Annotated in this window: 24 protein-coding genes and 1 tRNA gene; 13 read left to right on the top strand and 12 right to left on the bottom strand. The window is 53.9% G+C overall.

Annotation, left to right across the window (positions count from 1 at the left end; translation table 11 throughout):
- The first annotated feature begins 30 nt into the window (after positions 1-30).
- Both DBR44_RS09615 and DBR44_RS09610 read left to right on the top strand, forming a co-directional pair.
- Positions 31-1,014 (top strand): YqaJ viral recombinase family protein, encoded by a 984-nt coding sequence (locus DBR44_RS09615; RefSeq protein WP_124643844.1) that lies wholly within the window; start codon positions 31-33, stop codon positions 1,012-1,014.
- Positions 1,011-1,907 (top strand): hypothetical protein, encoded by an 897-nt coding sequence (locus tag DBR44_RS09610; RefSeq protein WP_124643843.1) that lies wholly within the window; start codon positions 1,011-1,013, stop codon positions 1,905-1,907. Before DBR44_RS09615 ends, DBR44_RS09610 begins: the two co-directional genes overlap by 4 nt.
- 111 nt (positions 1,908-2,018) lie before the next feature.
- On the opposite strand, the gene DBR44_RS09605 is transcribed toward DBR44_RS09610, so the two are convergent.
- Positions 2,019-2,336 carry a helix-turn-helix domain-containing protein gene (locus tag DBR44_RS09605; RefSeq protein ID WP_158613587.1) on the bottom strand — a complete coding sequence of 106 codons (318 nt, stop codon included), beginning with the start codon at positions 2,334-2,336 and terminating at the stop codon, positions 2,019-2,021.
- Between the two features lie 293 nt (positions 2,337-2,629).
- On the opposite strand from DBR44_RS09605, the gene DBR44_RS09600 reads away from it, so the two are divergent.
- The 4 genes from DBR44_RS09600 (at position 2,630) to DBR44_RS09585 (ending at position 4,978) form a co-directional block, all read left to right on the top strand.
- The gene (locus DBR44_RS09600; RefSeq protein ID WP_124643841.1) at positions 2,630-3,274 is read left to right on the top strand and encodes a hypothetical protein; all 645 of its coding nucleotides are present in this window, start codon (positions 2,630-2,632) and stop codon (positions 3,272-3,274) included.
- 19 nt (positions 3,275-3,293) lie between these two features.
- Positions 3,294-3,482 carry a hypothetical protein gene (locus tag DBR44_RS09595; protein WP_124643840.1) on the top strand — a complete coding sequence of 63 codons (189 nt, stop codon included), beginning with the start codon at positions 3,294-3,296 and terminating at the stop codon, positions 3,480-3,482.
- 76 nt (positions 3,483-3,558) lie between these two features.
- Positions 3,559-4,008 (top strand): hypothetical protein, encoded by a 450-nt coding sequence (locus tag DBR44_RS09590; RefSeq protein WP_124643839.1) that lies wholly within the window; start codon positions 3,559-3,561, stop codon positions 4,006-4,008.
- A gap of 88 nt (positions 4,009-4,096) precedes the next feature.
- Positions 4,097-4,978 carry a GTPase family protein gene (locus tag DBR44_RS09585; RefSeq protein ID WP_124643838.1) on the top strand — a complete coding sequence of 294 codons (882 nt, stop codon included), beginning with the start codon at positions 4,097-4,099 and terminating at the stop codon, positions 4,976-4,978.
- 136 nt (positions 4,979-5,114) lie between these two features.
- Here the strand turns inward: DBR44_RS09585 and DBR44_RS20085 are convergent, their stop codons facing one another.
- From DBR44_RS20085 to DBR44_RS20075, 3 genes are all read right to left on the bottom strand, one after another.
- On the bottom strand, positions 5,115-5,372 hold the full coding sequence (locus DBR44_RS20085) for a tyrosine-type recombinase/integrase (protein ID WP_124643837.1): 258 nt from the start codon (positions 5,370-5,372) through the stop codon (positions 5,115-5,117).
- Between the two features lie 181 nt (positions 5,373-5,553).
- Positions 5,554-5,703, bottom strand: a complete 150-nt coding sequence (locus DBR44_RS20080) for a hypothetical protein (protein ID WP_370449642.1) — start codon at positions 5,701-5,703, stop codon at positions 5,554-5,556.
- 42 nt (positions 5,704-5,745) lie between these two features.
- Positions 5,746-6,150 (bottom strand): phage integrase N-terminal SAM-like domain-containing protein, encoded by a 405-nt coding sequence (locus tag DBR44_RS20075; RefSeq protein WP_124643835.1) that lies wholly within the window; start codon positions 6,148-6,150, stop codon positions 5,746-5,748.
- A 139-nt stretch (positions 6,151-6,289) separates the two neighbouring features.
- Here DBR44_RS20075 and DBR44_RS09565 point away from each other — a divergent pair, with 139 nt between their 5' ends.
- Together DBR44_RS09565 and DBR44_RS09560 are read left to right on the top strand one after the other, a co-directional pair.
- The gene (locus DBR44_RS09565) at positions 6,290-7,369 is read left to right on the top strand and encodes a hypothetical protein (RefSeq protein WP_124643834.1); all 1,080 of its coding nucleotides are present in this window, start codon (positions 6,290-6,292) and stop codon (positions 7,367-7,369) included.
- Positions 7,370-7,467: 98 nt separating this feature from the next.
- Positions 7,468-8,367, top strand: coding sequence for an SMEK domain-containing protein (locus tag DBR44_RS09560; protein ID WP_124643833.1), 900 nt, complete (start codon positions 7,468-7,470; stop codon positions 8,365-8,367).
- Between the two features lie 275 nt (positions 8,368-8,642).
- On the opposite strand, the gene DBR44_RS09555 is transcribed toward DBR44_RS09560, so the two are convergent.
- From DBR44_RS09555 to DBR44_RS09530, 6 genes are all read right to left on the bottom strand, one after another.
- Positions 8,643-9,635 carry a GTP pyrophosphokinase family protein gene (locus tag DBR44_RS09555; RefSeq protein WP_124643832.1) on the bottom strand — a complete coding sequence of 331 codons (993 nt, stop codon included), beginning with the start codon at positions 9,633-9,635 and terminating at the stop codon, positions 8,643-8,645.
- Positions 9,635-10,735 (bottom strand): nucleoid-associated protein, encoded by a 1,101-nt coding sequence (locus DBR44_RS09550; RefSeq protein WP_124643831.1) that lies wholly within the window; start codon positions 10,733-10,735, stop codon positions 9,635-9,637. The genes DBR44_RS09555 and DBR44_RS09550 overlap by 1 nt, the downstream gene beginning before the upstream one ends.
- Before the next feature lie 258 nt (positions 10,736-10,993).
- Positions 10,994-14,290, bottom strand: coding sequence for an ATP-binding protein (locus tag DBR44_RS09545; RefSeq protein WP_124643830.1), 3,297 nt, complete (start codon positions 14,288-14,290; stop codon positions 10,994-10,996).
- 30 nt (positions 14,291-14,320) lie between these two features.
- Positions 14,321-16,099, bottom strand: a complete 1,779-nt coding sequence (locus DBR44_RS09540) for an SIR2 family protein (protein ID WP_124643829.1) — start codon at positions 16,097-16,099, stop codon at positions 14,321-14,323.
- Between the two features lie 122 nt (positions 16,100-16,221).
- Positions 16,222-16,887 (bottom strand): inovirus Gp2 family protein, encoded by a 666-nt coding sequence (locus DBR44_RS09535; protein ID WP_124644027.1) that lies wholly within the window; start codon positions 16,885-16,887, stop codon positions 16,222-16,224.
- Between the two features lie 311 nt (positions 16,888-17,198).
- Positions 17,199-17,378 (bottom strand): AlpA family transcriptional regulator, encoded by a 180-nt coding sequence (locus tag DBR44_RS09530; RefSeq protein ID WP_124643828.1) that lies wholly within the window; start codon positions 17,376-17,378, stop codon positions 17,199-17,201.
- Positions 17,379-17,738: 360 nt separating this feature from the next.
- Between DBR44_RS09530 and DBR44_RS09525 the strand changes: the two genes are divergently transcribed.
- Complete coding sequence (locus DBR44_RS09525; protein WP_124643827.1) at positions 17,739-18,593, top strand: hypothetical protein; 855 nt, start codon at positions 17,739-17,741, stop codon at positions 18,591-18,593.
- A gap of 329 nt (positions 18,594-18,922) precedes the next feature.
- Here the strand turns inward: DBR44_RS09525 and DBR44_RS09520 are convergent.
- Both DBR44_RS09520 and DBR44_RS09515 read right to left on the bottom strand, forming a co-directional pair.
- Positions 18,923-19,013: transfer RNA gene (locus DBR44_RS09520), tRNA-Ser, on the bottom strand.
- A 63-nt stretch (positions 19,014-19,076) separates the two neighbouring features.
- Positions 19,077-20,207, bottom strand: coding sequence for a GNAT family N-acetyltransferase (locus tag DBR44_RS09515; RefSeq protein ID WP_233578450.1), 1,131 nt, complete (start codon positions 20,205-20,207; stop codon positions 19,077-19,079).
- A gap of 72 nt (positions 20,208-20,279) precedes the next feature.
- Between DBR44_RS09515 and DBR44_RS09510 the strand changes: the two genes are divergently transcribed.
- The 4 genes from DBR44_RS09510 (at position 20,280) to DBR44_RS09495 (ending at position 25,091) form a co-directional block, all read left to right on the top strand.
- Positions 20,280-21,875 carry an NAD+ synthase gene (locus tag DBR44_RS09510; protein WP_124643825.1) on the top strand — a complete coding sequence of 532 codons (1,596 nt, stop codon included), beginning with the start codon at positions 20,280-20,282 and terminating at the stop codon, positions 21,873-21,875.
- A 94-nt stretch (positions 21,876-21,969) separates the two neighbouring features.
- On the top strand, positions 21,970-22,995 hold the full coding sequence (locus DBR44_RS09505) for a hypothetical protein (RefSeq protein ID WP_124643824.1): 1,026 nt from the start codon (positions 21,970-21,972) through the stop codon (positions 22,993-22,995).
- 117 nt (positions 22,996-23,112) lie between these two features.
- Positions 23,113-23,721, top strand: a complete 609-nt coding sequence (lolA, locus tag DBR44_RS09500) for an outer membrane lipoprotein chaperone LolA (RefSeq protein WP_124643823.1) — start codon at positions 23,113-23,115, stop codon at positions 23,719-23,721.
- 59 nt (positions 23,722-23,780) lie between these two features.
- Positions 23,781-25,091, top strand: coding sequence for a replication-associated recombination protein A (locus tag DBR44_RS09495; protein WP_124643822.1), 1,311 nt, complete (start codon positions 23,781-23,783; stop codon positions 25,089-25,091).
- The last annotated feature ends 206 nt before the right edge of the window (positions 25,092-25,297 follow it).

Below are 25,297 nucleotides of genomic sequence, written 5' to 3'. Positions count from 1 at the left end.
GCTTTATGCCTTTATAAGGAGTGTTTTGCCATGGCTGAACGCTACGCACAGGCCATTCGTCTGGCCTCTACCCTGAAGTTGTCTCGTGATGAATGGCTGCGCATCCGGCAGTTGGGCATTGGTTCGTCGGATGCTGCCCCGGCCATTGGGCTGTCACCGTACAAGTGCCCCTTGTCCTTGTGGCTGGAGAAGACTGGTCGCAAGGAGCCGGAAGATCTGTCGGAGAAAGAGCCTGTCATCTGGGGCACGATTCTGGAACCCATCCTGGCGCGGGTGTATGCCGAGCGTACCGGTCGCAAAGTACGGCGCGTGAATGCGGTACTGCAGCATCCGGAGCACCGCTTCATGCTGGCCAATCTGGACCGTGAGGTCCGTTGTCCGGACGAAGGCTGGGGCATCCTGGAAATAAAGACAGCGAGTTATCACTCGGCCCCGCAGTGGGAGGAAGGCATTCCCGTTGCCTATCAATGCCAGGTACTGCATCAGTTGGCCGTTACCGGCCATGACTGGGCCGATGTAGCGGTGCTGATCGGCGGGCAGGATTTCCGTATCTATCGCGTGCTGCGCGATGAGGACAAAATCGCCGACCTGATCGCCCGGGAAACGGTGTTCTGGCAGCACGTGTTGCTGGATACCCAGCCTGCACCGGATGGCTCGGATGATGCAGGTGCTGCACTGTCCTGGCTGTTCCCGCGTGATGATGGCCAGACCATCGACCTGTCGGAATCGATTGAGGGTAATCGGCTGTTCTCTGCCTTGCTGGCGGAGCGGCAGCGTAAAGAGGATGCCGAGGCCAAGGAATCGGCTATACGCCAGCAGATCCAGAACGTGCTGGGTCATGCCTCCGCTGCCGTCTTTCAGTCTGGCCGTATCACCTGGAAGCGGTCCAAGGATCGCGTGGCACCTGATGTAGAACGCCTGTCGCAAGACCATCCCACCTTGCTCGCCGAGTACAGCAAGTCCATTGCCGGTTCCCGGCGCTTTGTCATTCAAACGGAAAGGAAAGCATCGTGATCAAGGGTCTCGCCATTACTCCGCCCGTCATCGGGCGTATCAGCATTGGCAAGCTGGTGCAGAAACAAGAACGCTGGCTGCCGGAGAAAGACGACAGTTTTTCACTCACCACCCAGGTCCAGAGCCGGGATGGCTGGTTACTACATCCCTTGCACCAGGCGCTGTCGGAGCAGGCACAGAACGGCAAGATCCGCGCCATCCCGATCCAGCTGCTGTTCAACGACAGCGAGTTGAATCTGCGTGCCGAATACAGTGCCTTCGACCGGAATAACGGTCGTCCGGTCTGTGTTGGTAACGGAGAAACGGCACGACGGGTGACCAGTCAGGGTATGGAAGAGATTGGCTGTGCAGGTCCGGACCGTTGTCCTCTGGCCAAGGAGCTGGGCTGCAAGCTGTATGGTCGTCTCAATGTGCAGGTGGAAGGACAGCAGGATGAGCTGGGCAGCTTTATCTTCCGCACCACCGGCTACAACTCGGTACGGACATTGGCAGCACGGCTGAAGTATTACGAAGCAGCCAGTGGTGGTAACACCAAGCATCTACCGTTGCTGTTACGTCTACGGGCCAAGAGCACCACTCAGTCGCACCGTACCCCGGTGTACTACGTCGATCTGACACTGCGTGATGGCAAAACGCTGGCCGAAGCGGTCAGTACCGCACGTAAAGTAGCGGATGAGCAATTGGAAGCCGGCATCGATACCGCCGAACTGGAGCAAGCCGCCCGGCTGTTGCTGCAGAACGGTCAGTTCGAGGATACCGAGGAGGAAGTACCGCAACTACTGGAGGAGTTTTATCCAGCAGTGGAAGGAAATGAGGAGACTGCGGAGAAGCCGAAGGCCATTTCTCGGCCAACACGGTTGACCGCAAAGTTGGGGAGTGTCGCTCCCAGTTAACCCAAGCAGACGGGCGCTTGTCATGGAGTAACGAAGCTGTGTTCGTCATCCCCATGGTTAAGTGCCCTAAGCAGATTCGATCCAAGCCCCTGAGACCTCTACCATCAGACCTTACTTGGATTTCTCTACTAATTTTTGCGATAACGCCTTGACCTGATCCAGCACGAACAAGCGATCCGCCTCATCCAGCTGCTCAATATCTTCCTGTACGGCTGCAGCCCAAGAGGCTGGAGCTGTTGAGACCCCGGTAAGTAGCTGAACCAAGGGGACCTCCAGAATTCTTGCCAGTCGGTCCAGTGTGTTGAGCCCAGGTAGTGCAGCGCCACGTTCAATTCGCGATAACGATTCGGTTTCAATCCCCAAACGCTCTGCAACCACTCTCTGCGGCAAGTTCAGACTCTCGCGCGCGGCTTTGATGTTGGCTCCCACTCGCAGCCCTAACGACGTTCTCATTTCACTTGATGTTTCATGTCGATTTATGAGGTTTCACGTTGCCTCAACTTGCTCTTCAGTGGAACGACATGATATGTTCATTATTGATGTATTGTGTTTATACAGACATGGTGCATTGATTACCGAAACATCACAAATCATCCGGTAAAGCCGTATCGGCAGGTACACCATCGTCAAGCATCCCTCTTCGATTGAAATACCTTTCACAGAAATTTCATTGCATTTCCATTAACCATTGGTGAACTACCAAATTATTAAGGACCAATATCATGAAAACCAAAAGAATACTCGCAGTTGTATCAACCTCTTTGGCTGTAATGCTTGCAGGTTGTTCTAACTCCCCTTCAGAGGCCGATGCAAGAAAAGCAGTCGAAAATGCTATCGGTAGCTGTGACAATGTAAAAGTAACTGATTTTGAAAAAATAAATGGAATTTCATCTGGGGATAACTACTATACGCTGCAAGTTAAATATGCGATTGAATTTAAGGCATTCGACAAAAATATAAATGTTGCCAAAGATATACTTGGCCAAGCAGAAAAATTTCAATCTGAAGTAGTGCAGCCTAGTCAGGTACGCCGAGATGCGTATGAGCAAGCAAGGAAAGAGGCAGTATCCTCTGGCAAGTATGAAAATGCTGCTGCTTACGATATGGATCACTCAGCCGAATGGGAGAAATACAATATTGATAACAATGTTGCTACCAATCCTGATTGGGTCCTAAATAATTTCACCAATAAAGGCAGAGCTATTCTGACGAACAACCTCCGTGAGCTCTGCCCAAATATGAACCAGGTTGTATATCAGGAATATGCCAAGGCTGCCATTAATAAGCATCTGGATACTTTCAAAGTGCCATTCGAAAATAACAAACTCACTATGATCAAGTCTGACAACGGTTGGATAAACCGCTAGATACTGGGAGGAAATCACGATGCTCAACAGCTTGCTTCCCCCACGTCGTCATCCGATGCAGCTGCCCTTGCTGATGGTGGTCAGCGTGCTGCTACTCAAACACGCCTCAGCTGACCGTATCGGTTCGCTCAGCCTGTTACTGCTGGGCATTGCCCTGGGGGACAGCCTGCACCGACAGGAACCGTCACACCCCAGACCGGATCGCTAAGCGCTGCAGCCTATTCATCAGGTTCAATCTGCTGGTAGGAACGGCCTGCCAGTTTTCCCCTTACAAAAGACAAGACATGAAATCTCTCGCCCTTGCTCTCATCGCGGCAGCCTTCAGTACATCCGCTCTGGCGGCACAACCTGGTCATTGGTCTTCTGCGATGGGTATGGATGGCCAAACCATGAACTACTCGGTCAGCGATGCCAAAGGCAACAACCTGACCATCTTCTGTGGCAAAGAGCCGGCAACCATGTCGGCGGTGATCAATAAGAATGAATACGCACCCGAAAGCATGCGTAGCAATTATGGCAAGGGGGATTTCGTCATGATCATCGATGGCAAGAAACTGATGCCATCCGATGCTGGCAGCAATGCCGGTGGTGACAACTTCCGCTACGCCTGGGAGGCTATCCGTGCTGGGAAGAAGATTAGCGTGAAGGGCGGCAGGAACAGCATGATTCTGCCGGTAGAAGATGCTGCAAAGGTATTGCCACCACTGCAGCGGAGCCATTGCGAAACTTGGTAACCACCCGCCCGGCATGACCTACTGACCTACATCGCCATCTCTCCCGAGGTGGCGATTTTTTTTGCACCCAACGAAAGTGAGGCCTGACATGAACACGCCTACCAACCCATCTGAATCCACGCCACCACTGCAAGCCTGCCTGAGCCAGTGGCTGGATAAGCAAACCCGCCACCTGTCGGCAGATTACCGCCAGTACCTGCAGGATGAGCTACAGAAGATCGTCAGCTACCAGGCTGTTATCGGTGTGATGGGAAAAAGTGGTACGGGCAAGTCTTCCTTGTGCAACGCATTATTCGGCCAAGAGGAAACAGCGGTCAGTGATGTGACCGGCGGCACCCGTTACCCACAAGAAATTAACTTGGCCTATCAATCGGGAAGAGGTATCTCGCTAATCGACATGCCTGGCGTGGGGGAAAGCCTGCAGAGGCATGAAGCGTACCGCGAACAGTATCAGGCGCTGCTGCCAAAGCTGGACCTGATACTGTGGCTGATCAAAGCTGACGACCGAGCCCTCAGCCTGGATCAACAGTGCTATCAGGAATTGCTAGAGCCGCATCTGGCCAACCACTCCATCCCGGTGCTGTTTGTCATCAGTCAGGCCGACAAGATCGAACCCTCCCGGGAATGGGATGAACAAGGGCATCATCCAGGCCCATTGCAACAAAAGAATCTGGCCCTGAAGCAACGGGTGATCACCGAGTCCTTCAACATCCCGGCCAGCCGCATCAGCATGATTGCCGCTGCAGAGAACTACGGCCTGCCTGAACTGGTGGAGAGCATCGTGCGGGTATTACCGCATGAGAGAAAGTGGGGAGTGGTACGGGAAGCCAGGCCGGAACAGATCTCCAATACTACTTGGCAACTCTGTCTGGCTTGCCTCTGGCAGCTACTGCGTAGCCGCCTGGGTGACCTGGCCCGCAAGGGCAAGGCAGTGATGACTGACAAGCTCAGTACCCTGTGGGGACGCTGAGCTGGCGGCATAAAACACTCCCCAGCCGGAGAGTGTTTTTTTTTGCAATTGCGATACAGGAAATGGCTGAGTTTCGGCCAAAGCTGCCTGTCAATAACATTGATATCACGGGCAGTCGCCAGCAGCAAAGTTGACATTAAAGATTATCGTCGCGTGCTGTCCCGTACGACGAATAATGCGCATACAGGCCATCCAGCGGGCTACTCACGCCACGGCCGCCCTTGTTTAGCACATGAGTATAAATCATCGTGGTACTGACATCCGCGTGGCCCAGTAGCTCCTGCATCGTACGAATATCGTAGCCGGATTCAAGCAGATGGGTGGCAAAGCTGTGGCGCAGCATATGCGGTGTGGCCAGCTTGGCAATGCCGGCAGCTGTTACCGCCCGTTTCATCGCTCGCTGCAGCAGTTTTTCATCTTAATGGTGCAGCCGTTGAGCGCCTGAGCGCGGACCTCGCTCATCGCCAGTGGTAACAAACACATATTGCCAGCCCCATTCCTGTCCGGAATGGCAGATATTTTCGTGCCAGCGCATCGGGTAAAAACACATCAGCCATGCCGGCTAACAAATATGCCTATCGCATATCACGCCACCGTTTCAGATGGGCCTGTAGAGGTGCTACCAGGCTATGGGGCAACATCGTCACTCTGCCTTTCACCCCTTTACCATCGCAGACCAAAATTTCGCCACATCCCAAGTCGATGTCTTTGACCCGCAGGCGCATGCACTCCATCAGTCGCATGCCTGTGCCGTACAATAAACGCAGCTACAGTGCATATGGCCCACCGGCCTGTGCCAGAAATGCTGCCACCTCCAGTCGAGTCAGTACGACAGGCAGATGTTTGGACGGCTTGGCCCGAACTACCGCATCCAGCCAGGGCAAGTTCAGCATCAGCACATCACAATAGAGGAACAACAGCGTCGACAATGCCTGATTTTGCGTGGATGCAGATACCTGACCTTCAACGGCCAAACGGGTGAGGAAGCTACTAAATCTCCGTAGCCCCCATCTCGCGAGGGTGCCGGTGATGGTGAAAGCGCAAAAACGCCGTACCCAATAGATGTATTGCTGCTCCGTACGTAGGCTGTAATGCCTGACTCGCAGCGTCTGGCGCAACACATCGAGCAAGCGGGGCGCGGCAGTCCTATCTGACTGTGTACTTTCAAGCATTGGCAACTCCAATAACTTGTAAAACAACGGGAAATTTGTTTAACATTTTGTGTTATATACACATGAACCAAATATACACCTGCAAAAGTGTATATTTCACGCTAGGCTTCTCATTCAATCTACTGATCTCACCAACCAAATGCAGAACAACAATCGAATTGACGCAGAATGGGTAACCCTCAACGCCGTGCGAGGAATGGTCAAGATTGCCGCAAACGGAGATCTTGCTAAGGCAACCTACGACAATGCACTTGAGTTTGGAGGAGAGCTTTACCCAGCTTTGCTTGGTGCAGATTCCAGCATATTGCGCCGTGAACGCCAAAGTGACACTGTCAAGGAGTATCGGCAGAAGGCGCAACTCAAGTCCATCAAGCAAGCCAAGGAAGTCACGGCCTTGTCTCTACTGCAGTCGGACATTGCTGAGTTGAAGGATCTGCTGGAGATATCGAAGTCGAACAAGAACGAACGTGCAAAGACCGATCAACTCAAGCGACGCCTAGGAATTCTAGTCTCTGCGGAGGCTGAGCTTAACCCAGTGCCACATACCGAGAATCAGCTAATTTTTAGGGATGCTCTATCGGTGGCCAGGACAGTTCCGGCATTAAGATCAGGTAAGTCATTCAGGGATTTCGAGCTTCCGGATTCGAGTATTCTTAGAATTCGCGTCCTTCATCCAGATAAGCCGGAGCACGTAACGGGTGCTGATATCATCTATGAACGCCATCTGCCCTCGGAAGAAAAAGCCAGCATAGTCGTTGTTCAGTACAAAATCTGGGAAAACAAGACGATGCTTATGACTGAGCCTAGGATGCTAGGTCAAATTGATCGACTACGGGCGTTTACTTGCAACGACGATATCTGCAAGCCTGACGATACCACCAACCCTTTCCGGTTCCCATGTTGTACCGCGTTCTTGCGGCCAACTGATAAATTGCAACGTCCTGACCAAAGCTTCGTGTCAACTGGCGAACATCTGCCGCTTTGCAGAATTAGTGATGCCTGCACGATGAGTGAGCGAGGGAAGCCGCAACTCGAATACAAGACGATGCGGGATATATCGTTATCCAGTGAGATGTTTGAACAACTATTTAACAAGGGTAAGATCGGATCGCGTTACCTGACATACTCTGAATTGACGGATTTGTATACCAAGAACGCGGTAGCAGAAGATGAAAACACTGTTGTGATCTACGCACAGGAATTCAGTGACGTTCTCTAGAATGAAGCCTAATCCATCGTTCAACCGTACTTGCTCCGGCGTGGCTGCACCAGAGCAAGCCAGTTAACTCAAACGTTAGAAACCAGGTAGAGTTTACCGTGATTGATGCACTCATCAGAAACTTGCAAGCAGATATCGCGCTGCTTCAAACCTACATTGTCCAACGCCAAAAGGCTGGCTTTCATGACATGGAGCGGATGCTTGAGGCATTATCCATTCATATGTTTCGCGCACTCAGTATCGGAGAGTTAGTGAACAAGAATCAGCTAAGGGTTAATTTTCCTGCAATTGACTTGGCGGACGACAAAAAAATGATTGCCGTTCAAGTTACGTCGAATGCAAGTCCGGCAAAGATCGACAAGACAGTCCAAGCCTTCGAGACAAAAAACGACGCCGGCGTTAGCCTGAAAGATAGCTACTCGACTCTTTATATTTTCGGCTTCTGTAAGTCATCAAAACATCCGGTCCCAAACTACTGCAAAGTCATTGACCCGAGCTATTTTATTGGTGAACTTTGCGACAAGGCGGATGAGGATAAAATACAAAACATGCTAAACGCTGTGCGGCGACATCAAGATTATTCGTCACTGCATCCATGGAATGATAAGGACTCTCTTGAAATCATTCTTAATACCATTAATCGCAACGCAATCAAGCATATGATGTCATGTGAAGGCAATATCACCGACATGACCCAAGGACTCCGAGAAATATCCGAATTGATTGCCAAGGGGGCCATCCGAGGAAAAGAACGGGCAAAGTCAATATCTGACTTCGATGATCAATCCATGATTAAATTTCTCCGAGATGTAATGGACGCTGTCTCTGAAATTCAAGCGATCGTGAATAAGTCAAAAATTGGTCATGGTGACTTCGTGGCGATTGATTACGCCGGAATGATGAAGATTGATGAATTAAAAGTACAGATTTCTAAAAAATCGTCCGAGATTGCCAAATTGAACCAGATCGACATCGAGATCAGCCCAAAAGGTTTCTAACATGGCTCTCAACCTCGCCGGTTAGCTCTACGTTAGGCCTCACTAGGAGCTATCGTGCAGCCTCCAAAGCAGATAAAGAACACTATTGATGTGAAGGATCTCTACAAGATTATCATTGACACGTGAAATGGACGTGTACTGAATTCCGTGTAAACCTATCGCTCCACACTTACCTGTCGAATGTCCGATGTTGCCGACCAACAGACAGCCCTTCAACCTAGCCAGCGGCAGTTCGACCTTAGCGGTCACTTTCACTCTGAATAACGCATGGCTGCTTAGAAGTTTGGTTTGCGGTCTAGGTCGCTAAATATCATTTCAAGCTCTCGCAGATAGCCCGGCAATGGCCAACGCCGCTTTACTTCATCAGGGTCCATCTCACTAACCATCCAATAAACAAACAGTAAGATTGGTTGTGCGTAGAAGGGATTGGTTGGAGCACGATCGGCCGTTTTGATAGGGATGTATTTTTTCCTCTCAATAAAGCTACCAATGTCAGCGGAGAGACCGTCCCTAAACACCTCCCTATACTCATCAAGCACTGCATAGTTTGTCTTCTCATCAGCCTTCAGAAATTGGCCTCCGATTTTTTCACGATAGAGTGCGGTGAGGTCATCCAACAGCTGATTTCTCGGTTGGTTTGCATCCGTGAGCAGTTTCATCGTATTGCAGAAAAGCTCGTCGGTTGTCTCCATCAGCGCCATGCTTTTGGCAACCTGACGCTCTGCTTTGTGAGGAACTGGCCCAACCGGTTTGTAGATGCTGTCGTGAACTAGTTCTGCATATGCGTGCTGTAGCAGTGTTCTAACTTGGACTTCACAGCACATGTCCGTCGTGATGGCACTGCCATCGATTTCGAAATTGGCCTTGGGTCTTATCTCGAAGTGCTGGGATTGATAGTCAAAAATCTTAGGGTTCTGTTCGATCTCATCTTGATAGTCCTTGGATACTTCCGCTAACCAAGACGGTTCTTGCCGAACAACATCACAGATCAAGTCAATTTGTTCTGAAAGCAATACAACGAATCGAACACCGACAAGGTCGGTCATCTGAGTGACGGGGTCGGTGTACCCCTTGCGACCGACCTTACCAAGAGCTGAAGCTATCTCTTTGACCCGAGGAGCGGCCGGAATTTTCACAAGCATGGGGGCTTTATCTTCCCCCAGCTTTTCAATCAAGGCGCTGTTGATTTTTTCCGTAACATAGGTACCCCACTTGGCATATCCCAAGTGGTTTTCCTCTAGATATTTACGGAAAGCTTCTGTGTCCATTACTGCTGCTCTTGGAAGGCCCCTTTGATCTTCACAACAGTGATGCCTGCATCATCTGCAGGTTCGATCTGTAGGAAATCATCGGTTTTTTCTGGTGGAGTTGAAATCCAAACCCCGTTAGTAAATACGAACCTCCGACGCTTTCTCAGTTTTGCGTGTATGTAGTCTGTGTCCTTATTAATCGCATTTGCAGGAAAACCTTTAGCAGTCATATAGTCTTCATATTCCTTGCGAAGCTCTGCTGGCAGATGCTTTGCACCAAAGCCGCCCGCACTGATGGTGGCTTCTTGACTGCGAAGTTCCGTTCTCAGGGCTTCATGAAGATCAAGCTTGGCATTGTCGTCAAGCGGAGCAGTTTTGATAAAGTCGCGTGTGTATTCGAAGAAGTCTTCGGTTAATTTTTTCGATGAAGCTTGGATATCCATCCCCAGGAAAACACGGTAGAAGTACGCTGCTGCTGGGCGAGTTTCAGTCGCTGTCATCAGGTGATCGAACAAAAACGAACGATAGTTGCCTGCCTGATAACCCTCAGCTCCTGCAGGTTTACTGATATGTTCAGTCAAGAGACCGATTTTGTAGAACCGTTGTGTATCTGTCAGGAGTAGTTCGGCAATGTACTCCATATCAACTTGGTCATCTTTCTCATTTGCCTTGAAACCATCTTGCGTTTCTGCCTTGATCGCCGCAATAAAAGGTAAAGCATCATCGCCCACACGCCCGGCGATGATGGCAAGCATCCCTCCCGGAGTGTTAGTAGTCAGTTGGGCTTTGTGCAGATTTATTGCAAGCTCCTTCGATGTCTTGATGAAGCTTGCCTCATCAGCATGGAGCATTGATGCAGCAGTCTGAAAAAAACTTTCTGCAGTTACATCATGGATCGACATCTCAATACCGTGAGACTTGTTTCCAAGGGCCTTTGTGATCCGAAGTTGCAACGCGTCAATTGCTGGCTGAGCAAGCTTGACAAGGTGATTGCTCGTCTTGGGGTCGAGAGGTTCCTTACCAGCCACTTTCGTGTAGATGCGGTGGACGATAATGCGTTGTATCATCAATCCTTCAAACCGAAATTGAGGTACTTGAACTACTTCAGGTGCCGACATGTGTTCTCCCTTTATAACCCCCTCATGTGGGATCGCATACTAAGCCATATGCTCAAAATATAGGCAGCGATACCCGGTAGGTAACGGAGGGGACCGACCGCTCGAATGGTGGCACTGAGTGACGAGTAAACGTCCGCAACTTGCCGAAAGTAGCCATACTAGCACATCGGCATGGCCGTCTGCTCAGGCCGACGATCTGCCACAACGTAGAGAGGGCAGCAGGTTGACCAAAGCAGTTGTTTAAAGCCCTATTTATCGTTATTGCGGAGACGGCATCGGCTCCAGCTCGGTTGCCGGAATTTCCTGGGATGGCAGCAAATCCATTACATCGCAGAACAAGGCCCGGTTCTGCCAGTCGCTACGGTCACCGATCACATAGAAGCGTCGCTTGGCCCGTGTCGCGGCTACATTCAGGAGGTTCGGCTCCGATACCGCCCAATCTCGGGCTCCTGGGCCATCTGTATTTCCGCCCAGAACCATGATCACGACAGCCGCTTCCTTGCCCTGCATGGTATGGATGGTGCCGTATGTCATCTTCTTTTTCACGATGCGACTGAGGTGGTCACGCACAGCAGTGAATGGGGTGATGACGGAAATGTCGTTGGCCTTCACCCCATCCTTGAGCAAGCGCGCCTGCAGTTCTCGCAACATCACGCCTTCGGCAGGTATCCAGTTTCCTTCGGATGGACCTCGGGCATCGATCCAGCCCGTCAGCAAACTGGCTGGTGTTTCCTTGTCGGCACGGGGTGCCAGAGTGCCGTAGACCATCACATCGTCATAGGCAATGCGATTGGCAAGTGCATACATTGGTCGGTCGCAGCGGCGATGAACCAGCAGGGGCAGTCCAACCCAGGCCTTGTTACCGATCGGTCCGGCCATGCGGCCCCACGGCGTAACTTCGTCCGCCAGCGTCTGCGCAGACTGCCGGTTCGGGAGCCAATGAGCATCGACACGGTAATGGGTACGCATGTGTTCCAGTACCGCATCGGACACTTTGACGATGGGTTTGAGCTGGAGTGGATCACCTACCAGCAAGGCCCGCCGGGCGCGCCACAAGGCCCCGACGGCAGCTTGAGGCGGTGCCTGGCCGGCTTCATCCACCAGTAGCCAGCCGATCTCACCGACTCCCAGCGAGCTGAATGAGCGGGAGAAGGAGGCGAAGGTACTGCTCAGGACGGGAACCACCATGAACAACGAAGCCCAGGCTGAGCGGATCGCATGACGAGAAAGACCGTACATGCGCGGCCCCGTCAACAGGCTGTTGATCAGTTTCAGATTGGCTTTGATTCGCGCAGCCTCCAATTCGAAGAATGTGCGGTGGAGCTTGAGTGCCTGGATGAACACATGTGCCCGCGCCCGCCGCCAGCCGGGAATGCGCCAGGGTTCGGCCAGCTCAATGGCCTCACCTCGGCCAATATTGCCAGTTTGCAACCAAACCAGCAGGTGCTGGGCCTGGTGGGCGATTGCCAGCTGGGTTGCATTCTGAACCTGCGTTTGGACCTGGTCCTGAAGCTGCGCCAACTTTGCACGGGCATCCGTAAGCTGCTGCGCCAAGCGCTCTCGGGCTTCCTCAAGTTGCTTGATCTTGCGTGCCAACTGGGCAAGCTCCGCCTCGGCCAACGCGCGCTGGCCTTCCAGCAAGGTCAGCTTGGCATCCCAGCTGCGCTGTGCACCCCACAGACTGATCAGTTTGCGCCAGAAACTAGGCTTGTCTGCCTGATGCTGTTCCAGCGCCTGCAGACTACACTTGAGCGCAGTATGAGCAGGACGGCTTTCCATCGCATCCAAGTGGGCAAGCTGGCTTTCTGTATCGGCCAGGTCTTGCTCATGCTTACCAAGTGCCTGAGACTGAGCCTCAAGCTTCGCCAGGATTTCACAGAGGGTTTGGACCTGCTCTCGGATAGAACAGGCATCGGCACTTGCTTGCTCGGCCTTGGCCTTGACGGCTTCATATTCAGCAACCGCCTGCTTCCACAATACCTGACGTTCTGCCGGTGACAGTGTTTTGTTGCGCTCGATATAGGTGTCGAGCCAATCCGAGAATCCTTGTGGTTTTGACTGCTGGGCTGGAGACTCATCATGAAGGTTGCCATCATCCAGCACGTCGGTCAGATCGGCAGGCGGAGCCTCTCGTACACTTGCAAGATCCTCGTCCGCCCCATCATCGCAATCGTCATCATCCTCAACCTCTTGGTCTTTGCCGACAAAAGGACGCTGGCCATCGAAATAGCGCTCCACGAACTGGGTGCGTCTGGCTTTGCTGCCCAGCGCACCAGAAATCAGCCCCCAAGCGGGTTTGCCGGACACCAACTCACCCAGTTCAGCAAAATACTCGGCATCGGGCAGCCAGCTCTCATCGATCTTGTCCCGTTGTGGCAATTCGAGTGTAACGTTTTCTACTGCACCGTTATTGGACGAGGCGACCACGATCTCAAAGCCGTACAGTGCCGGATTGAGCTTGTAGCTGGTCAATTGCTTGCCGCCATCATTGGCGACTTCGCGTCCGTCACTGACAAATCCATCTGATGCACGGGGCAAGCTGGCAAGCACATCGGCCCGGCGGGTGACGATGGCCGCGATCAAGTCACGCAACAGCGTCGTCTTGCCAGTGCCTGGCGGACCATTGACCCCCAGCAGCCCTTCACTGTCGGCGAGGGTGGACAAGATGGTGTTGACTGCCAACTGCTGAGAATGCACCAATCCGCGATGCTGCTCGGTGGGCCAACAGCTATTGGCATAGCCATCCGGCAGCAGGCGCTCAATCAGCGACCAGGATGCACCGTCATCGTCCACATGCAACCGTGACTGCGAGTCGTGTCGGGACAGGTATTGTTCCAACGGCTTGCTGCTCACCCCTTGACCGATGTTATCAGCGACATGGACCAGGTCGTCGAGCAGAAAACTGTTGAGCGGATCGTTTTCTGTTACTGGTTTTCTGGGATTGATCGGTTGCGAGCGGAAGCGAAACTTAGGGAGTCGCGTAGCTGGAAAAAAGTTTGCCACGCCGAGAAATTGCAAAATCCATTCAGTCAGTGCATCCAGAGTCGGGCCAGACACTTGGCCCGTCAGCCAGGATTTGACTTGGTCGGCGGCGGCTTTTTGAGCGTCTTCGAATCCCTGGGTCCAATCTTGACCAGTCAGCACACGCCCCAGAAACCACGCCTCACTCGACAGGACAAAACTATTCTCGACCAGGTGGCCGGCCATGGTGAATTTGGCGGCGAATACCGCGGAAATCTGCGATTGTGGCTCTTTATAACCCTGATCCGCACCGTACCGCTTCAGGAGCTCTTCTGCGACCAATTTATTGTCATACAACTGGGCGTAGAGCGTGTGGCTCCAGATGCGATGCTTGGGCAATTCCTGTTGAGCAAGCTGGCTTCTATCCTCCCAAGGCAGAATGGGAGCTTGAATCGGTATGTCATGCAAATAGGCAGCATAAGGGTTGCTGCGTTTTTCCAGCTTGGGGGCTGATTGGGGTTGCAGCAACTCCACCGCATGCCAATACCGGACGATCTTTTCTTCTTCGGTCAAACCTTCATTCCCTTCATCCATCTCCGGTTCATCAGATGCTTTCGCATGCCGTCACCATGACATATGGTTGGCATAGCGGTTGAAGTTTTCAATGTAGAGCTCCAGAAAGCGCCGGCTGTTGTGTGCGAAACCAGCCTGCAGCAAAGCGCAGACGTTGGCTTCGGCTTGAAGCTCTTGGGTCAGCAGGGTGGCCGATGCTTCATGCCAGCCAAGACGCCCTACAGGCATGCGTGCGAATATGCCGCTATGGCTCGCTGCCGCTTGTTCCAGGGTCTCCACACTGCTCTCTTCCAGATAGGCCAATGCGGCGAGCAGCTCGAAACGCTCGAAGACCAATTCAAATTCGGCGGATACACCCGCGAAGCTGGAACGCCAGTTCGTCATGACCTCCAGTAGATGATCACTGAGCGGTGTTTTGCGCTGAGCAAGCCCTTCGAGTTGATTCCATAGATCTCGCCTTTCTCCTTTCCACTCGCTCAAGAACAGGGTGGAGACTACCCGCTTGGGATTGCCGTACTCCCGGGGCCAGGTTGCACTCAGCAGCGCATGCAGTGTCTGCCAGCGCTGTGAGCGCGCCAGGGCAACCCCATAGGAGGTGAAGACCAACACAGCCGGATAGGAACGCAGCTCCAGCCAGATAGACAGACCATTTCCGACCTTTTCGGCTTGCAGATACAGACCTCTGAGAATGTCCAGTACCATGGGCAACTCACTACCATCCCCCCATCGACCGAGCACGCCGGCCATGCGTGCCAAAGGCTCTGCCAGGGCTTCATAGCGCTGTACGCGGGACCGAAATTCAGCTTGATTCCATGAACTATGTGGCGGGAATTGGCCACTATCCAGCTGCTGCATCACGCGTTCGGTTTCTTGCGCAAACAGCTCATCCAGCTGAATGCGATATTCCGACTTCGCCAAATAGCGCTTGGTGCTGTTGACCAACAAGTCGATGCTCTGCGGGTTTTGGCGTTGGCTTTGCTCAAGCGTTTCTACTCGTTGCTGCAGGGTCTGAAAGAATTCGTCGGCCCCGGCAATCGGAATGGTTTTGGCCGCGCGGTGTACTGCCAATTCCTGGGCACCGTCACCCAAGGTACCTCGGGCGGCCCAATACATCGGATAGCGCCGATTGGGCGCGCGCAGAAAGGCGGCGCGCAGCGCGTGGTCCCATTCGCCAGACCAGCCGCAGATAATCAGGCCATGCTCATCCAGGATGCGGTCCAGCAGCCTGTTATAGCTTTCCGGGTAGGCACTCAGCTCCTGGTCGGTATTCAGAATGCGGGCATCCTTGTAATCACCGTGCAGCTTGAGCAGATAACAGCGGCTGTGGGTCAATGGTTCTGCTCCTGCCAGGGCATCTGCCGAAGCAACCACCGTCGGTTCGATGCCTTGCTCGCGGAGCGCGTTTTCCATCAGGCGGTCAAAGTTGGTCGTGACAATGACCCGGATGTGGCCGGAACGGACCAGTTGCGCAATGGCGTGATGCGCCTTGGTCGGCACTTTGCGGCCCTCGTCACGATCCTGTGCATCGGGTTCGATGTAGCGATGCAATATCGCCCTGCGCTCATCCGGCGAGCTAGCAATTTCCTCCAGCAAGTCGGAATAATTCGGCTCCTGGCCGGTCTTGCCCCGATACCAGGCAGCCCAGTCGGATTGTTCTGTGATGCCTTGGGCCGCTGCCACGCGGCGCACCAGATCCAAAGTGATTTCCCAGCCAGTTGGAATACCCGCTGTGCGCGACAGGCCTGAGCCCAGCAAAACAGCAAAAACCCCCTTGTTTTCGTTGACGGAGAAGGCCAGAGGGGTAAGCGGATCGTCTTTCAATAATGTCATGGCTTGTTATGTCTTGGTCAGCGTTGCTGACCTTGTCCATTGTGTTGCTACAAACGGAATATACATGACATAAACATTTACCCATACCCGCTGCCATCAGCCCTCCCCTTCGCATACCGCAACTACCCCCTGCTTGCTCCAAATCCATGCCATCCATTGCCAAAGACCTTGGTATCAGCCTTACACAGGTAGCTAGCACGATAAAACAACTGCTCCAGACCTACCTGATCCCCTCTATTGACCCGATACACGGCATTCTGAGGAAAGTGCACCAATCCACTCACCTCCCCCCTACTCAAGCCCAACGCGCTTGCCCAAGCCTCATGTACTCGGTGGTAGTTGTTGGACTGCTCAGAGTTGAAATCACCCAGGGTATGGAACGCATGACCATTCAGCATGATCAGCAAATGGTAATGCACACTCCCGCACTCCCCTACTTCCCTCGCCCACACATAGCGCAGCATTGCCTCATGCGCATACGGATCAAGAGCAGTAGCACAGCTACGGTTGTAGCTGATCTTCTCCCGGAAAGAGGCAATAAACTTAACCAAGACATGGTTGCTTAACGCAGCCACATCGCAAGCAGTTCCTTCCGGGAACCGTAATTCCACACGAAAAGCAAATACACGGGAGCTACTTGAAAAAGCCATATGTATTACTTGATACAGCTTCTCCAGATATTCCAACACCAGCGGACCTCGCCTCAAGTACACCGGCAAGCCATTAAACCAGTTCTCTTCAAATAATTTTTGATTAGTATTATACGGATTTCTAAGTCTAGTACTCATAAGCACCTCAAAAATCAAGTCCAAGCAAGTAGGTTGCTAACACCTTGCAATCTAGTAAATATTTTCATCTAATTTCTAGCTTATTAGCTAACATGCCACACCATCCACAGCTGGATAAATGCAATCACATAACCTGAGACTGCAATTCATACTAGCTTCAGCCTTTAATACATCTACTACCTAGAAATAAAATTACAAAAAGCTTTGGGGAAAGATGCATCATCTATCAGGAACCCACCAGAAAACCCTTCTCCACCCCCACCATTTCACTCTGCAAAAATATCAGAACGTAGAGATAAAAAACGGGCCAATCAGGCCCGTCCACATTTCCGCTCTTCAATCCAACTGCTAATTTCATCTTCCAGCCATCCCACCGAACGCACCCCCAGCTTTACCTGCGAAGGAAATACTTTCTGCTTCATGTATAGATAGATAGTCGATCGCGGCAGCCCAGTCATTTCCATGACTGCATTAAGTCTTAAAATTTTCATGCTTTGGTTACCTTGCGTATTAGTCCAGAACATGTGCAACCGTTGTATTTTTTCGACTCACATCACATAACAGCCCAAGACCTATATCGTCGCGACTAGCAAGAAAACTGAAGGTGTCTCAAGCCCCCCACAAGAACTCTCTGAGCAATCGTGGCAAAGAACAAGAGGAAGGCTCAAAAACCCAGCTCTGTTTCGAGAACGAAAAGTGTCTACCTGCATACAAGCCAAGTAAAAATTAGATATTGCTAAAATTTTACTACTAAGAATATACTATTAAGTATATTGAACTCTTCAATAAAACACTTTAAATTAATCACTAAATGATCTAGGTAACTACTAGAGATATACTAGAGATATGCAATGTCAATAACTAGAGATGATAAGTTAGCGCAAATTTTTGGCGGAGATAAAACCAATAGCCGATTTGAAAACTGGCTATGGATTTTCCTAAACATCCTAAACCCGAGATTGAATAGCGATGAATACGGCCCCAAAATAAGAAAAAAAATGGCCGATATACTTGAAAGCGAGCCGCAATTTAAAACCGCCGCCGTAAACTATGCAAATAACGGTTTTCTTCCAGATGTATATTTAACCTGGATAACCGATGATGAAAGGCAAGTAAAATGGCTTACTGGATATTTCTGTAGCATGTTAAATTACAACAAAAATTTAATGCCAACACTTTTAACAGGGAGAAATCGGGTTATATCTTTAATTGATGCACTCAACACTGACAACAGATCAAAACTTAACATAATTGAAAGTGCAAAAAGCGCATGGAATATACAGCAAGAAAAAGATCGCATTTTTGATTGGTTTAAAAATGATGAAGAAGATGATGAAAGATGTCAATTCGCTTGGACATGGATAAGAGACCACACCCATTATCAAATCCAGCACGGACCTGCAGTAAGAAGCATCCCTGACCTTATTCAGCTCTTCGAGCAAATAGCTCCAAATGAAGATTGGATAGAATTATCAATTGAAAAAATTAAAGTAGCGTGGCGCCAACGCAAGTACCGTCAAAACATGATCGGCAAAAAACAATATAACTTTGTTCTTTCTGAAAATACAGTTTACCTTCTTGACGGATTGTCAAAGAAATATGATCTAACCAGGGCAGAAATCATAGAGGTATTAATAAAAGCAGAGGCTGAAAAAGAAACATACATCTCAGAAAAAATTCGTAAAAGAAGCATCTTATTGGATTAAGGATAATATTCAACAATGTTGGCAAGCTGGAATGACTATTGCCACTCCAGCTTGCCAAGCGATATCACCGCCAAGGAAGCGGAGCTGGATCAATTAGATTCAAACTGGATAAGACACACAGAACGCTCAACCAGGCATTGGTAGCAGCGCCGTTGGGCCCACTCACTACCTGCCATATCTTGGAAACAGGCTACGCATCAAGTTGAGCAAAACGGCCGTCATCAGAAAATGCTCAGTTTAGGAGAGAAGTTTAATGCAGGTTTTTATGCAGGACAGACGAAATAGACAACAAAAAAGCCCTGAATAATCAGGGCTTTAATGTAGATATCTGGCGGAGAGGGGGGGATTCGAACCCCCGTTAGGGTATTACCCTAAACACGCTTTCCAGGCGTGCGACTTAAACCACTCATCCACCTCTCCAGATGGCTGCTGAAGCCTGCTTTACAGCGTTTTGGCCTCAGAGGCTGCGCAGTATATAAGCCCTTATTGCGCAGTGCAAGGGGTTTTGTAGGCGCTATGTAAAAAAAGCTGTTGCTGGTAGTCGTCGATGGCTTCGCGTTCGCGGGCCAGCCAGTTGGCGATGGCGGCGCGAAAACGCGTATCGGCGATCCAGTGGGCCGAGCTGGTCTGCACAGGGGTGAAGCCGCGTGCCAGTTTGTGCTCGCCCTGTGCGCCACCTTCAAAGCATTGCAGGCCATGGCGGATGGCGTACTCGATACCGCTGTAATAGCACAGCTCGAAATGCAGGCAGTCCACGCTTTCCAGCGCCCCCCAGTAGCGGCCATACAGGGTGTTGCCGTCCTGCAGGCACCAGCTGGCGGCAATGGCCTGCCCATCGCGCCGGGCAATGAACAACAGGCAGTGCTGGCCAAGGGTACGCCCTACCCGCTGGAAGAAATCCAGGTTTAGATAAGGTGGCGAGCGGTGTTCCAGATAGGTCTGCCGGTAGCAGCGTTCGAAGAATGCCCAGTCGGCCGCGCTGATTTCCTCGCCCTTCATTACCTGCACGCTGATGCCGGCATCGCGCACCTTGCGTCTTTCCTGCCGGATTTTCTTGCGCTTGCTCTGCGATAACTGCGCCAGAAAAGCATCGAAATCGGCATAGCCCTGATTTAGCCAGTGAAACTGCACGCCATGGCGCAGCAGCCAGCCAGCTTCATGCAGCAAGGCCAGCTCGTCGGCAGCGGGAAACAACACATGGGCGGAAGACAGGCCGTGGTCGGCGACCACTTGCTGCAGCCCCTGAATGAGTTGGCGCTGCCCTGCGGCATCGCCCAGCAGGCGTGGCCCGGTTACCGGAGTGAAGGGTGAGGCCAGCAGCAGCTTGGGGTAGTAATCCAGTCCGGCGCGCTGCCAGGCTTCGGCCCAGGCCCAGTCGAACACATATTCGCCGCGCGAATGGCTTTTCAGCCAGGCGGGGGCCAGCGCTTGCAGATGGCCATCCTGCTGCAGTTGCAGTGGCAATGGCTGCCAGCCGCTGGCCGCGCTGGCGCAGCCGCTGTCTTGCAGTGCAGTGAGCCAGTGCCTTTGCATGAACAGGCCGGCGGGCTGGGCCAATTCATCCCAGCGCTGGTCTTCCAGCTGGTGCAGGCTATCGAGCAGTTGCAGATTCACGCGGTTTCCTTTCGGGCAAGCCGGCATTCTTCAGGTAAAATCCCGCTATCCAAACCCATGGTTATGTTCAACATGCGTATTGCGCTCGCTCAGTTCAACCCGATTGTTGGCGATATCGCCGGCAATACCCGAAAAATTCTCGATCTGGCCCAGGCTGCCATGGCGCAGGGCGCCGACATTCTGGTGACGCCGGAGCTGGCGCTCACCGGCTACAGCCCGGAAGACCTGTTGCTGCGCGACAGCTTTTATCGCGCCTGCTCCGCCGCCATGGACCAGTTGCTGGAGCTGGATGGCATTACGCTGGTGATTGGCCATCCGGTCAAGCTGGGTCACGAGCGCTTCAACGCCGCCACGGTACTGCGCGATGGTAACCGGCTGGGCCAGTATCACAAGATGCTGCTGCCCAATGACGAGGTATTCGACGAATGCCGCTACTTTACCCCCGGTGCCATGCCGCTGGTGTTCCAGCAGGGTGAGCACAAGGTGGGCGTGCTGATCTGCGAGGATGTGTGGTCGGTTGACCCGGCGGCAGAAGCCGCCGACGCCGGTGCGGATGTGGTGCTGGTGCTGAATGCCTCGCCCTTCCACCGCAACAAGATCGAAACCCGCCACGAGGTGGTGCGTTACCGTACCGAGGAAACCGGCCTGCCGTTTGCCTATGTCAATCTGGTGGGCGGCCAGGACGAACTGGTATTCGACGGCGCGTCCTTCGCCACCAACAAGGCGGGCGAAGTGGTGGCCCAGGCCTGCGCCTATGGCGACGAACTGTTGCTGATCGACTTCAACGCCGGCGACCTGCAAGCCGCACCGGCCAAGGCCGCGCTGCCGGGCGAGCTGGAAAGCGTCTACCAGGCGCTGGTGGTGGGCGTGCGCGACTACATCACCAAGAACGGCTTCCCCGGCGTGCTGCTGGGCTTGTCCGGTGGCATCGACTCGGCGTTGACGCTGGCCGTGGCGGTGGATGCATTGGGCGCAGACAAGGTGCACGCGGTGATGATGCCCTCGCGCTATACCGCCGATATCTCGGTGATCGACTCGCGTGACATGATTGGCCGGCTGGGCGTGAAGTATGACGAAATCGAAATCTGGCCGATGTACGAAAGCTTCATGAATGCACTGGCGGCCAATTTCAACGGTCTGGCGGAAGACACCACCGAAGAAAACCTGCAGGCGCGCATTCGCGGCACCTTGCTGATGGCGCTGTCCAACAAGAGCGGCAAGCTGGTGCTGACCACCGGCAACAAATCGGAAATGACCACCGGCTACTGCACGCTGTACGGTGATATGGCCGGTGGCTTCGCCGTACTGAAAGACGTGGCCAAGACCCTGGTGTTTGCCCTGTGCCGCTGGCGCAATACCCAGGGAGAGGTGATTCCGGAGCGCATCATCACCCGCCCGCCCTCGGCCGAGCTGCGCCCGGACCAGAAAGACCAGGACAGCCTGCCGCCCTACGAGGTACTGGACGCCATCATGGCACGCTATGTGGAGGAAAACCTGTCGGCAGAAGAGATCATTGCCGACGGCTTTGCCGAGGCCGATGTGCGCAAGGTAGTGCGCCTGCTCAAGATCAACGAATACAAGCGCCGCCAGGCACCGGTTGGCCCGCGCGTCACCCGCCGCGGCTTTGGCAAGGACTGGCGCTACCCCATCACCAACAAGTTCAGCTGACACCGGGGTGTGGCAGGCAGACCCAGCCTGCTTGCCACACCTCGCCAGCCATGCCAAGCTGCGCGCCATCCTCTTGTCATTTCCGGAAAGCCCCATGAAACTCCGCCCCGCCCTGGCCACCCTGCCCCTTGTCACAGCCCTTGCCCTGCTCGGCGGCTGCGCCAGCCCGCTGGCCGGCAAACCCGCCGATCTGGCCACCCGCCAGGTGCTGCGCGAAAACCTGCAACACGCCAGCTACAACTTCAGTGGCGAGCTGGGCTTCACCGCCCTGCACGGCAGTAGCGAGGACGATGCCAAGCCGCAACTGCGCTACACCATCAACGAAGTCGCCCGCTCCACCAAGGTATCGGTCACCGGTGCGGTTGATCAGGCCAGCAAGCGCATGGAGCTGATCCCGGCCTTCCGCTTCGAACGGCGCAATCTGCAAGCCAGCGTCACCCTGCCGCTGGAGCTGAACCTGCAGGACTTTTCGCTGCTGGTCGATCCCTCGGCCTTTGACTTGTTCGTACCGGAGCTGCACAGCGAGCAGCCGCGCTTTGTCCGCTTCCAGCTGCCGCCGGACATTGCCGGCAAGATACCGCTGGACGCCATGCTGCAAGCCCTGCCCGGCCTGGTCGACGAAGGCTATGGCAAGGTCGACCAGCAGGCATTTGCGCTGGAAACGCTGGACGCCACCGCCAAAGAGCTGGGTGCCAGCTATCAGCTGCGCATTGCCATGAGCCCGCAGCAGGAAAACCAGGTGCTATTGCACGTGCTGGACGGCCTGGCCAAGGTAGTCACCCAGCAAGCCGAACGCAATGGCCGCCCGCAAGACGGCAAGCAAGCCGAACAACTGCTGCAACTGGTACGCGAACTGACCAAGAGCAAGGCCAGCGAGCAGCCGCTGAGCAAGTCGGTATCGCATCTGTATGCCAACCGTCGCGGCCAGTTGCTGGGCGTCAACCAGAGCGTGGAGCTGAATACCCCGCAACTGCGTGGTGAGGCTTACATCCACCTGCGCTACAGCAATCACGGCAAGCCGGCGTTTGTACATCAGCCGACTGCAGCCAGCATCATCGACTACGACAAGCTGCCCAAGCCGCAATGGCTGAAAGGGCTGCAGGAGCCGGAGCAGCAGTAAGCGCTGCGCCATACTCCTTAACAGCAAAGGCAGAACCCCCCGCCTGCCTTGCTGTCACACTGTGCTGCACTGTACTCACGCAAGCGCAAGCCCTGGCGGCCTGCTCCAAGGATTCCCATGAAAAAAATTGCCCTGGCCTTACTGGCCACCCTGCTGAGCGTGCCGGCCCATGCCAGCGCCATCGCCCAGCTCAAGGCCTTTGTCAGCGACACCAAAACCCTGTCCGCCAACTTCAACCAGCTGGTCAGTTCCAAAAACAAGCGCGAAGAAGCCAGCGGCACGCTGGAAATCTCCCGCCCCGGCAAATTCCGCTGGAGCTATAACAAGCCCTACGAGCAGCTGATTGTCGGCGATGGCAAAACGCTGTGGATCTACGACAAGGACCTGTCTCAGGTCACCCGCAAGAACCTGGACGGCGCACTGGGCTCCAGTCCGGCGGCACTGCTGGCCGGCAACAATGCCATCGAGCGTGACTATGTCCTGAAAGAAGCCGGCAAACAGGGCGAAGTGGAATGGCTGAGTGCCAGCCCGAAAAAGGCCGACAATACCTTCAACGCCATCCGCATGGGCTTTAGCAACAAGATGCTGGTGGAAATGGAGCTGACCGACAGCTTCGGCAACAACACCCGCATCCGCTTCAGCGCCCAGCAAAAGAACCCGGCGCTCTCAGCCAGCCACTTCAGCTTCACCGCCCCCAAGGGCGTGGACGTGGTCAGTGGTGATTGAGGCAGCGCCCCGCCCAGTGCTGATATACTCAGCGGCTTCCCCCTGCCGTATTAGCCGCCATGAATGATCTGTTTGCCCAGGAAGCGAAAAAACCGCTGGCCGAAGCCTTGCGCCCGGCGTCGCTGGCCGAGGTCATCGGCCAGCAGCACCTGATCGGCCCCGGCAAGCCACTGCGGCTGGCAGTGGAATCCGGCACCCTGCACTCGATGATTCTGTGGGGCCCGCCCGGCGTCGGCAAAACCACGCTGGCGCGCATTCTCGCCGGCAGCTTCGATGCCGAGTTCATCCCGCTGTCGGCCGTCTTCTCTGGCGTAAAGGACATCCGCGACGCGGTGGAACAGGCCCATGCCGCGCTACAGCGCTCCGGCCGCCACACCATCCTGTTTGTCGACGAAGTGCACCGCTTTAATAAAAGCCAGCAGGATGCCTTTTTGCCCTTTGTCGAATCCGGCCTGCTCACCTTTATTGGTGCCACCACGGAAAACCCGTCGTTCGAGGTGAACTCCGCCCTGCTGTCGCGCGCCCAGGTCTATGTACTGAACAGCCTGAGCGAAGACGAACTGGTGCAGTTATTGCAGCGAGCGCGTGACAAGGGCGCACTGGACGGCCTGGAGTTTGACGAGCAGGCCATCGCCGCCCTCAGCGGCTACGCCGATGGCGATGCACGACGCTTTCTCAATCTGCTGGAGCAAACCCGCACCGCCGCGCTGGCCCGCAAAACCAGCCAGATCACCCAGGACTTTCTGGCCGAAGTGCTCAGCGTCAACGCCCGCCGCTTCGACAAGGGCGGCGACGCCTTTTACGACCAGATTTCTGCCCTGCACAAATCGGTGCGTGGCTCCAACCCGGATGCCGCGCTGTATTGGCTCACCCGCATGCTGGATGGCGGCGCAGACCCGCGCTATCTGGCACGCCGCTTGGTGCGCATGGCCTGGGAAGACATCGGCCTGGCCGACCCGCGCGCCATGCAGATCTGCAATGATGCGGCCGCCACCTTCGAACGGCTGGGCAGCCCGGAAGGCGAACTGGCGCTGGCGCAGGCCGCCATCTATCTGGCCGTGGCCGCCAAGAGCAATGCCGGCTACATGGCCTACAACCAGGCCCGCGCCTTCGTGAAGCAGGACAAGAGCCGCCCGGTGCCGGTACACCTGCGCAATGCCCCCACCAAGCTGATGAAAGAACTGGGCTACGGCCACGAATACCGCTATGCCCATGACGAGCCCAATGCCTACGCCGCCGGCGAAAGCTATCTGCCGGATGACATGCCGGAGCCGGGCTGGTACCAGCCGGTACCGCGCGGGCTGGAAATCAAGATTGGTGAAAAGCTTGCCCTGCTGAAGAAGTGGGATGAAGAGGCTGGTAAGAAGTAGAAATATCAGGCTGAAGATGCGCAATATTTCAATAACTTATGACACCACTCGCTTATTGAGTAGCAGATGTAGACACCAGATTGACCACCAAGGCCTACCCGGCGTGCCGCAATTTGCTGCCCAACACGCCAACCACCGCAGAACAATACGCCCCTACCTCCTGGCCGCCTTCTCCCGCAAAGCAGGTCGCCTGTCAGCATCTACAA

The sequence above is a fragment of the Aquitalea sp. FJL05 genome, assembly GCF_003852595.1.
Taxonomy (GTDB): Bacteria; Pseudomonadota; Gammaproteobacteria; order Burkholderiales; family Chromobacteriaceae; genus Aquitalea; species Aquitalea aquatilis.
This window is presented reverse-complemented; position numbering and strand designations above follow the sequence as displayed.

Coding starts and splice junctions, on each gene's coding strand:
- DBR44_RS09615 (WP_124643844.1), top strand. CDS start 31: ATGGCTGAACGCTACGCACAGGCCATTCGTCTGGCCTCTACCCTGAAG.
- DBR44_RS09530 (WP_124643828.1), bottom strand. CDS start 17,378: ATGAAAATTTTAAGACTTAATGCAGTCATGGAAATGACTGGGCTGCCG.
- DBR44_RS09585 (WP_124643838.1), top strand. CDS start 4,097: ATGAACACGCCTACCAACCCATCTGAATCCACGCCACCACTGCAAGCC.
- DBR44_RS09545 (WP_124643830.1), bottom strand. CDS start 14,290: ATGGATGAAGGGAATGAAGGTTTGACCGAAGAAGAAAAGATCGTCCGG.
- DBR44_RS09555 (WP_124643832.1), bottom strand. CDS start 9,635: ATGGACACAGAAGCTTTCCGTAAATATCTAGAGGAAAACCACTTGGGA.
- DBR44_RS20075 (WP_124643835.1), bottom strand. CDS start 6,150: ATGCTTGAAAGTACACAGTCAGATAGGACTGCCGCGCCCCGCTTGCTC.
- lolA (WP_124643823.1), top strand. CDS start 23,113: ATGAAAAAAATTGCCCTGGCCTTACTGGCCACCCTGCTGAGCGTGCCG.
- DBR44_RS09510 (WP_124643825.1), top strand. CDS start 20,280: ATGCGTATTGCGCTCGCTCAGTTCAACCCGATTGTTGGCGATATCGCC.
- DBR44_RS09495 (WP_124643822.1), top strand. CDS start 23,781: ATGAATGATCTGTTTGCCCAGGAAGCGAAAAAACCGCTGGCCGAAGCC.
- DBR44_RS09525 (WP_124643827.1), top strand. CDS start 17,739: ATGTCAATAACTAGAGATGATAAGTTAGCGCAAATTTTTGGCGGAGAT.
- DBR44_RS09535 (WP_124644027.1), bottom strand. CDS start 16,887: ATGAGTACTAGACTTAGAAATCCGTATAATACTAATCAAAAATTATTT.
- DBR44_RS20085 (WP_124643837.1), bottom strand. CDS start 5,372: ATGAAACGGGCGGTAACAGCTGCCGGCATTGCCAAGCTGGCCACACCG.
- DBR44_RS20080 (WP_370449642.1), bottom strand. CDS start 5,703: ATGCGCCTGCGGGTCAAAGACATCGACTTGGGATGTGGCGAAATTTTG.
- DBR44_RS09540 (WP_124643829.1), bottom strand. CDS start 16,099: ATGACATTATTGAAAGACGATCCGCTTACCCCTCTGGCCTTCTCCGTC.
- DBR44_RS09550 (WP_124643831.1), bottom strand. CDS start 10,735: ATGTCGGCACCTGAAGTAGTTCAAGTACCTCAATTTCGGTTTGAAGGA.
- DBR44_RS09600 (WP_124643841.1), top strand. CDS start 2,630: ATGAAAACCAAAAGAATACTCGCAGTTGTATCAACCTCTTTGGCTGTA.
- DBR44_RS09595 (WP_124643840.1), top strand. CDS start 3,294: ATGCTCAACAGCTTGCTTCCCCCACGTCGTCATCCGATGCAGCTGCCC.
- DBR44_RS09590 (WP_124643839.1), top strand. CDS start 3,559: ATGAAATCTCTCGCCCTTGCTCTCATCGCGGCAGCCTTCAGTACATCC.
- DBR44_RS09505 (WP_124643824.1), top strand. CDS start 21,970: ATGAAACTCCGCCCCGCCCTGGCCACCCTGCCCCTTGTCACAGCCCTT.
- DBR44_RS09565 (WP_124643834.1), top strand. CDS start 6,290: ATGCAGAACAACAATCGAATTGACGCAGAATGGGTAACCCTCAACGCC.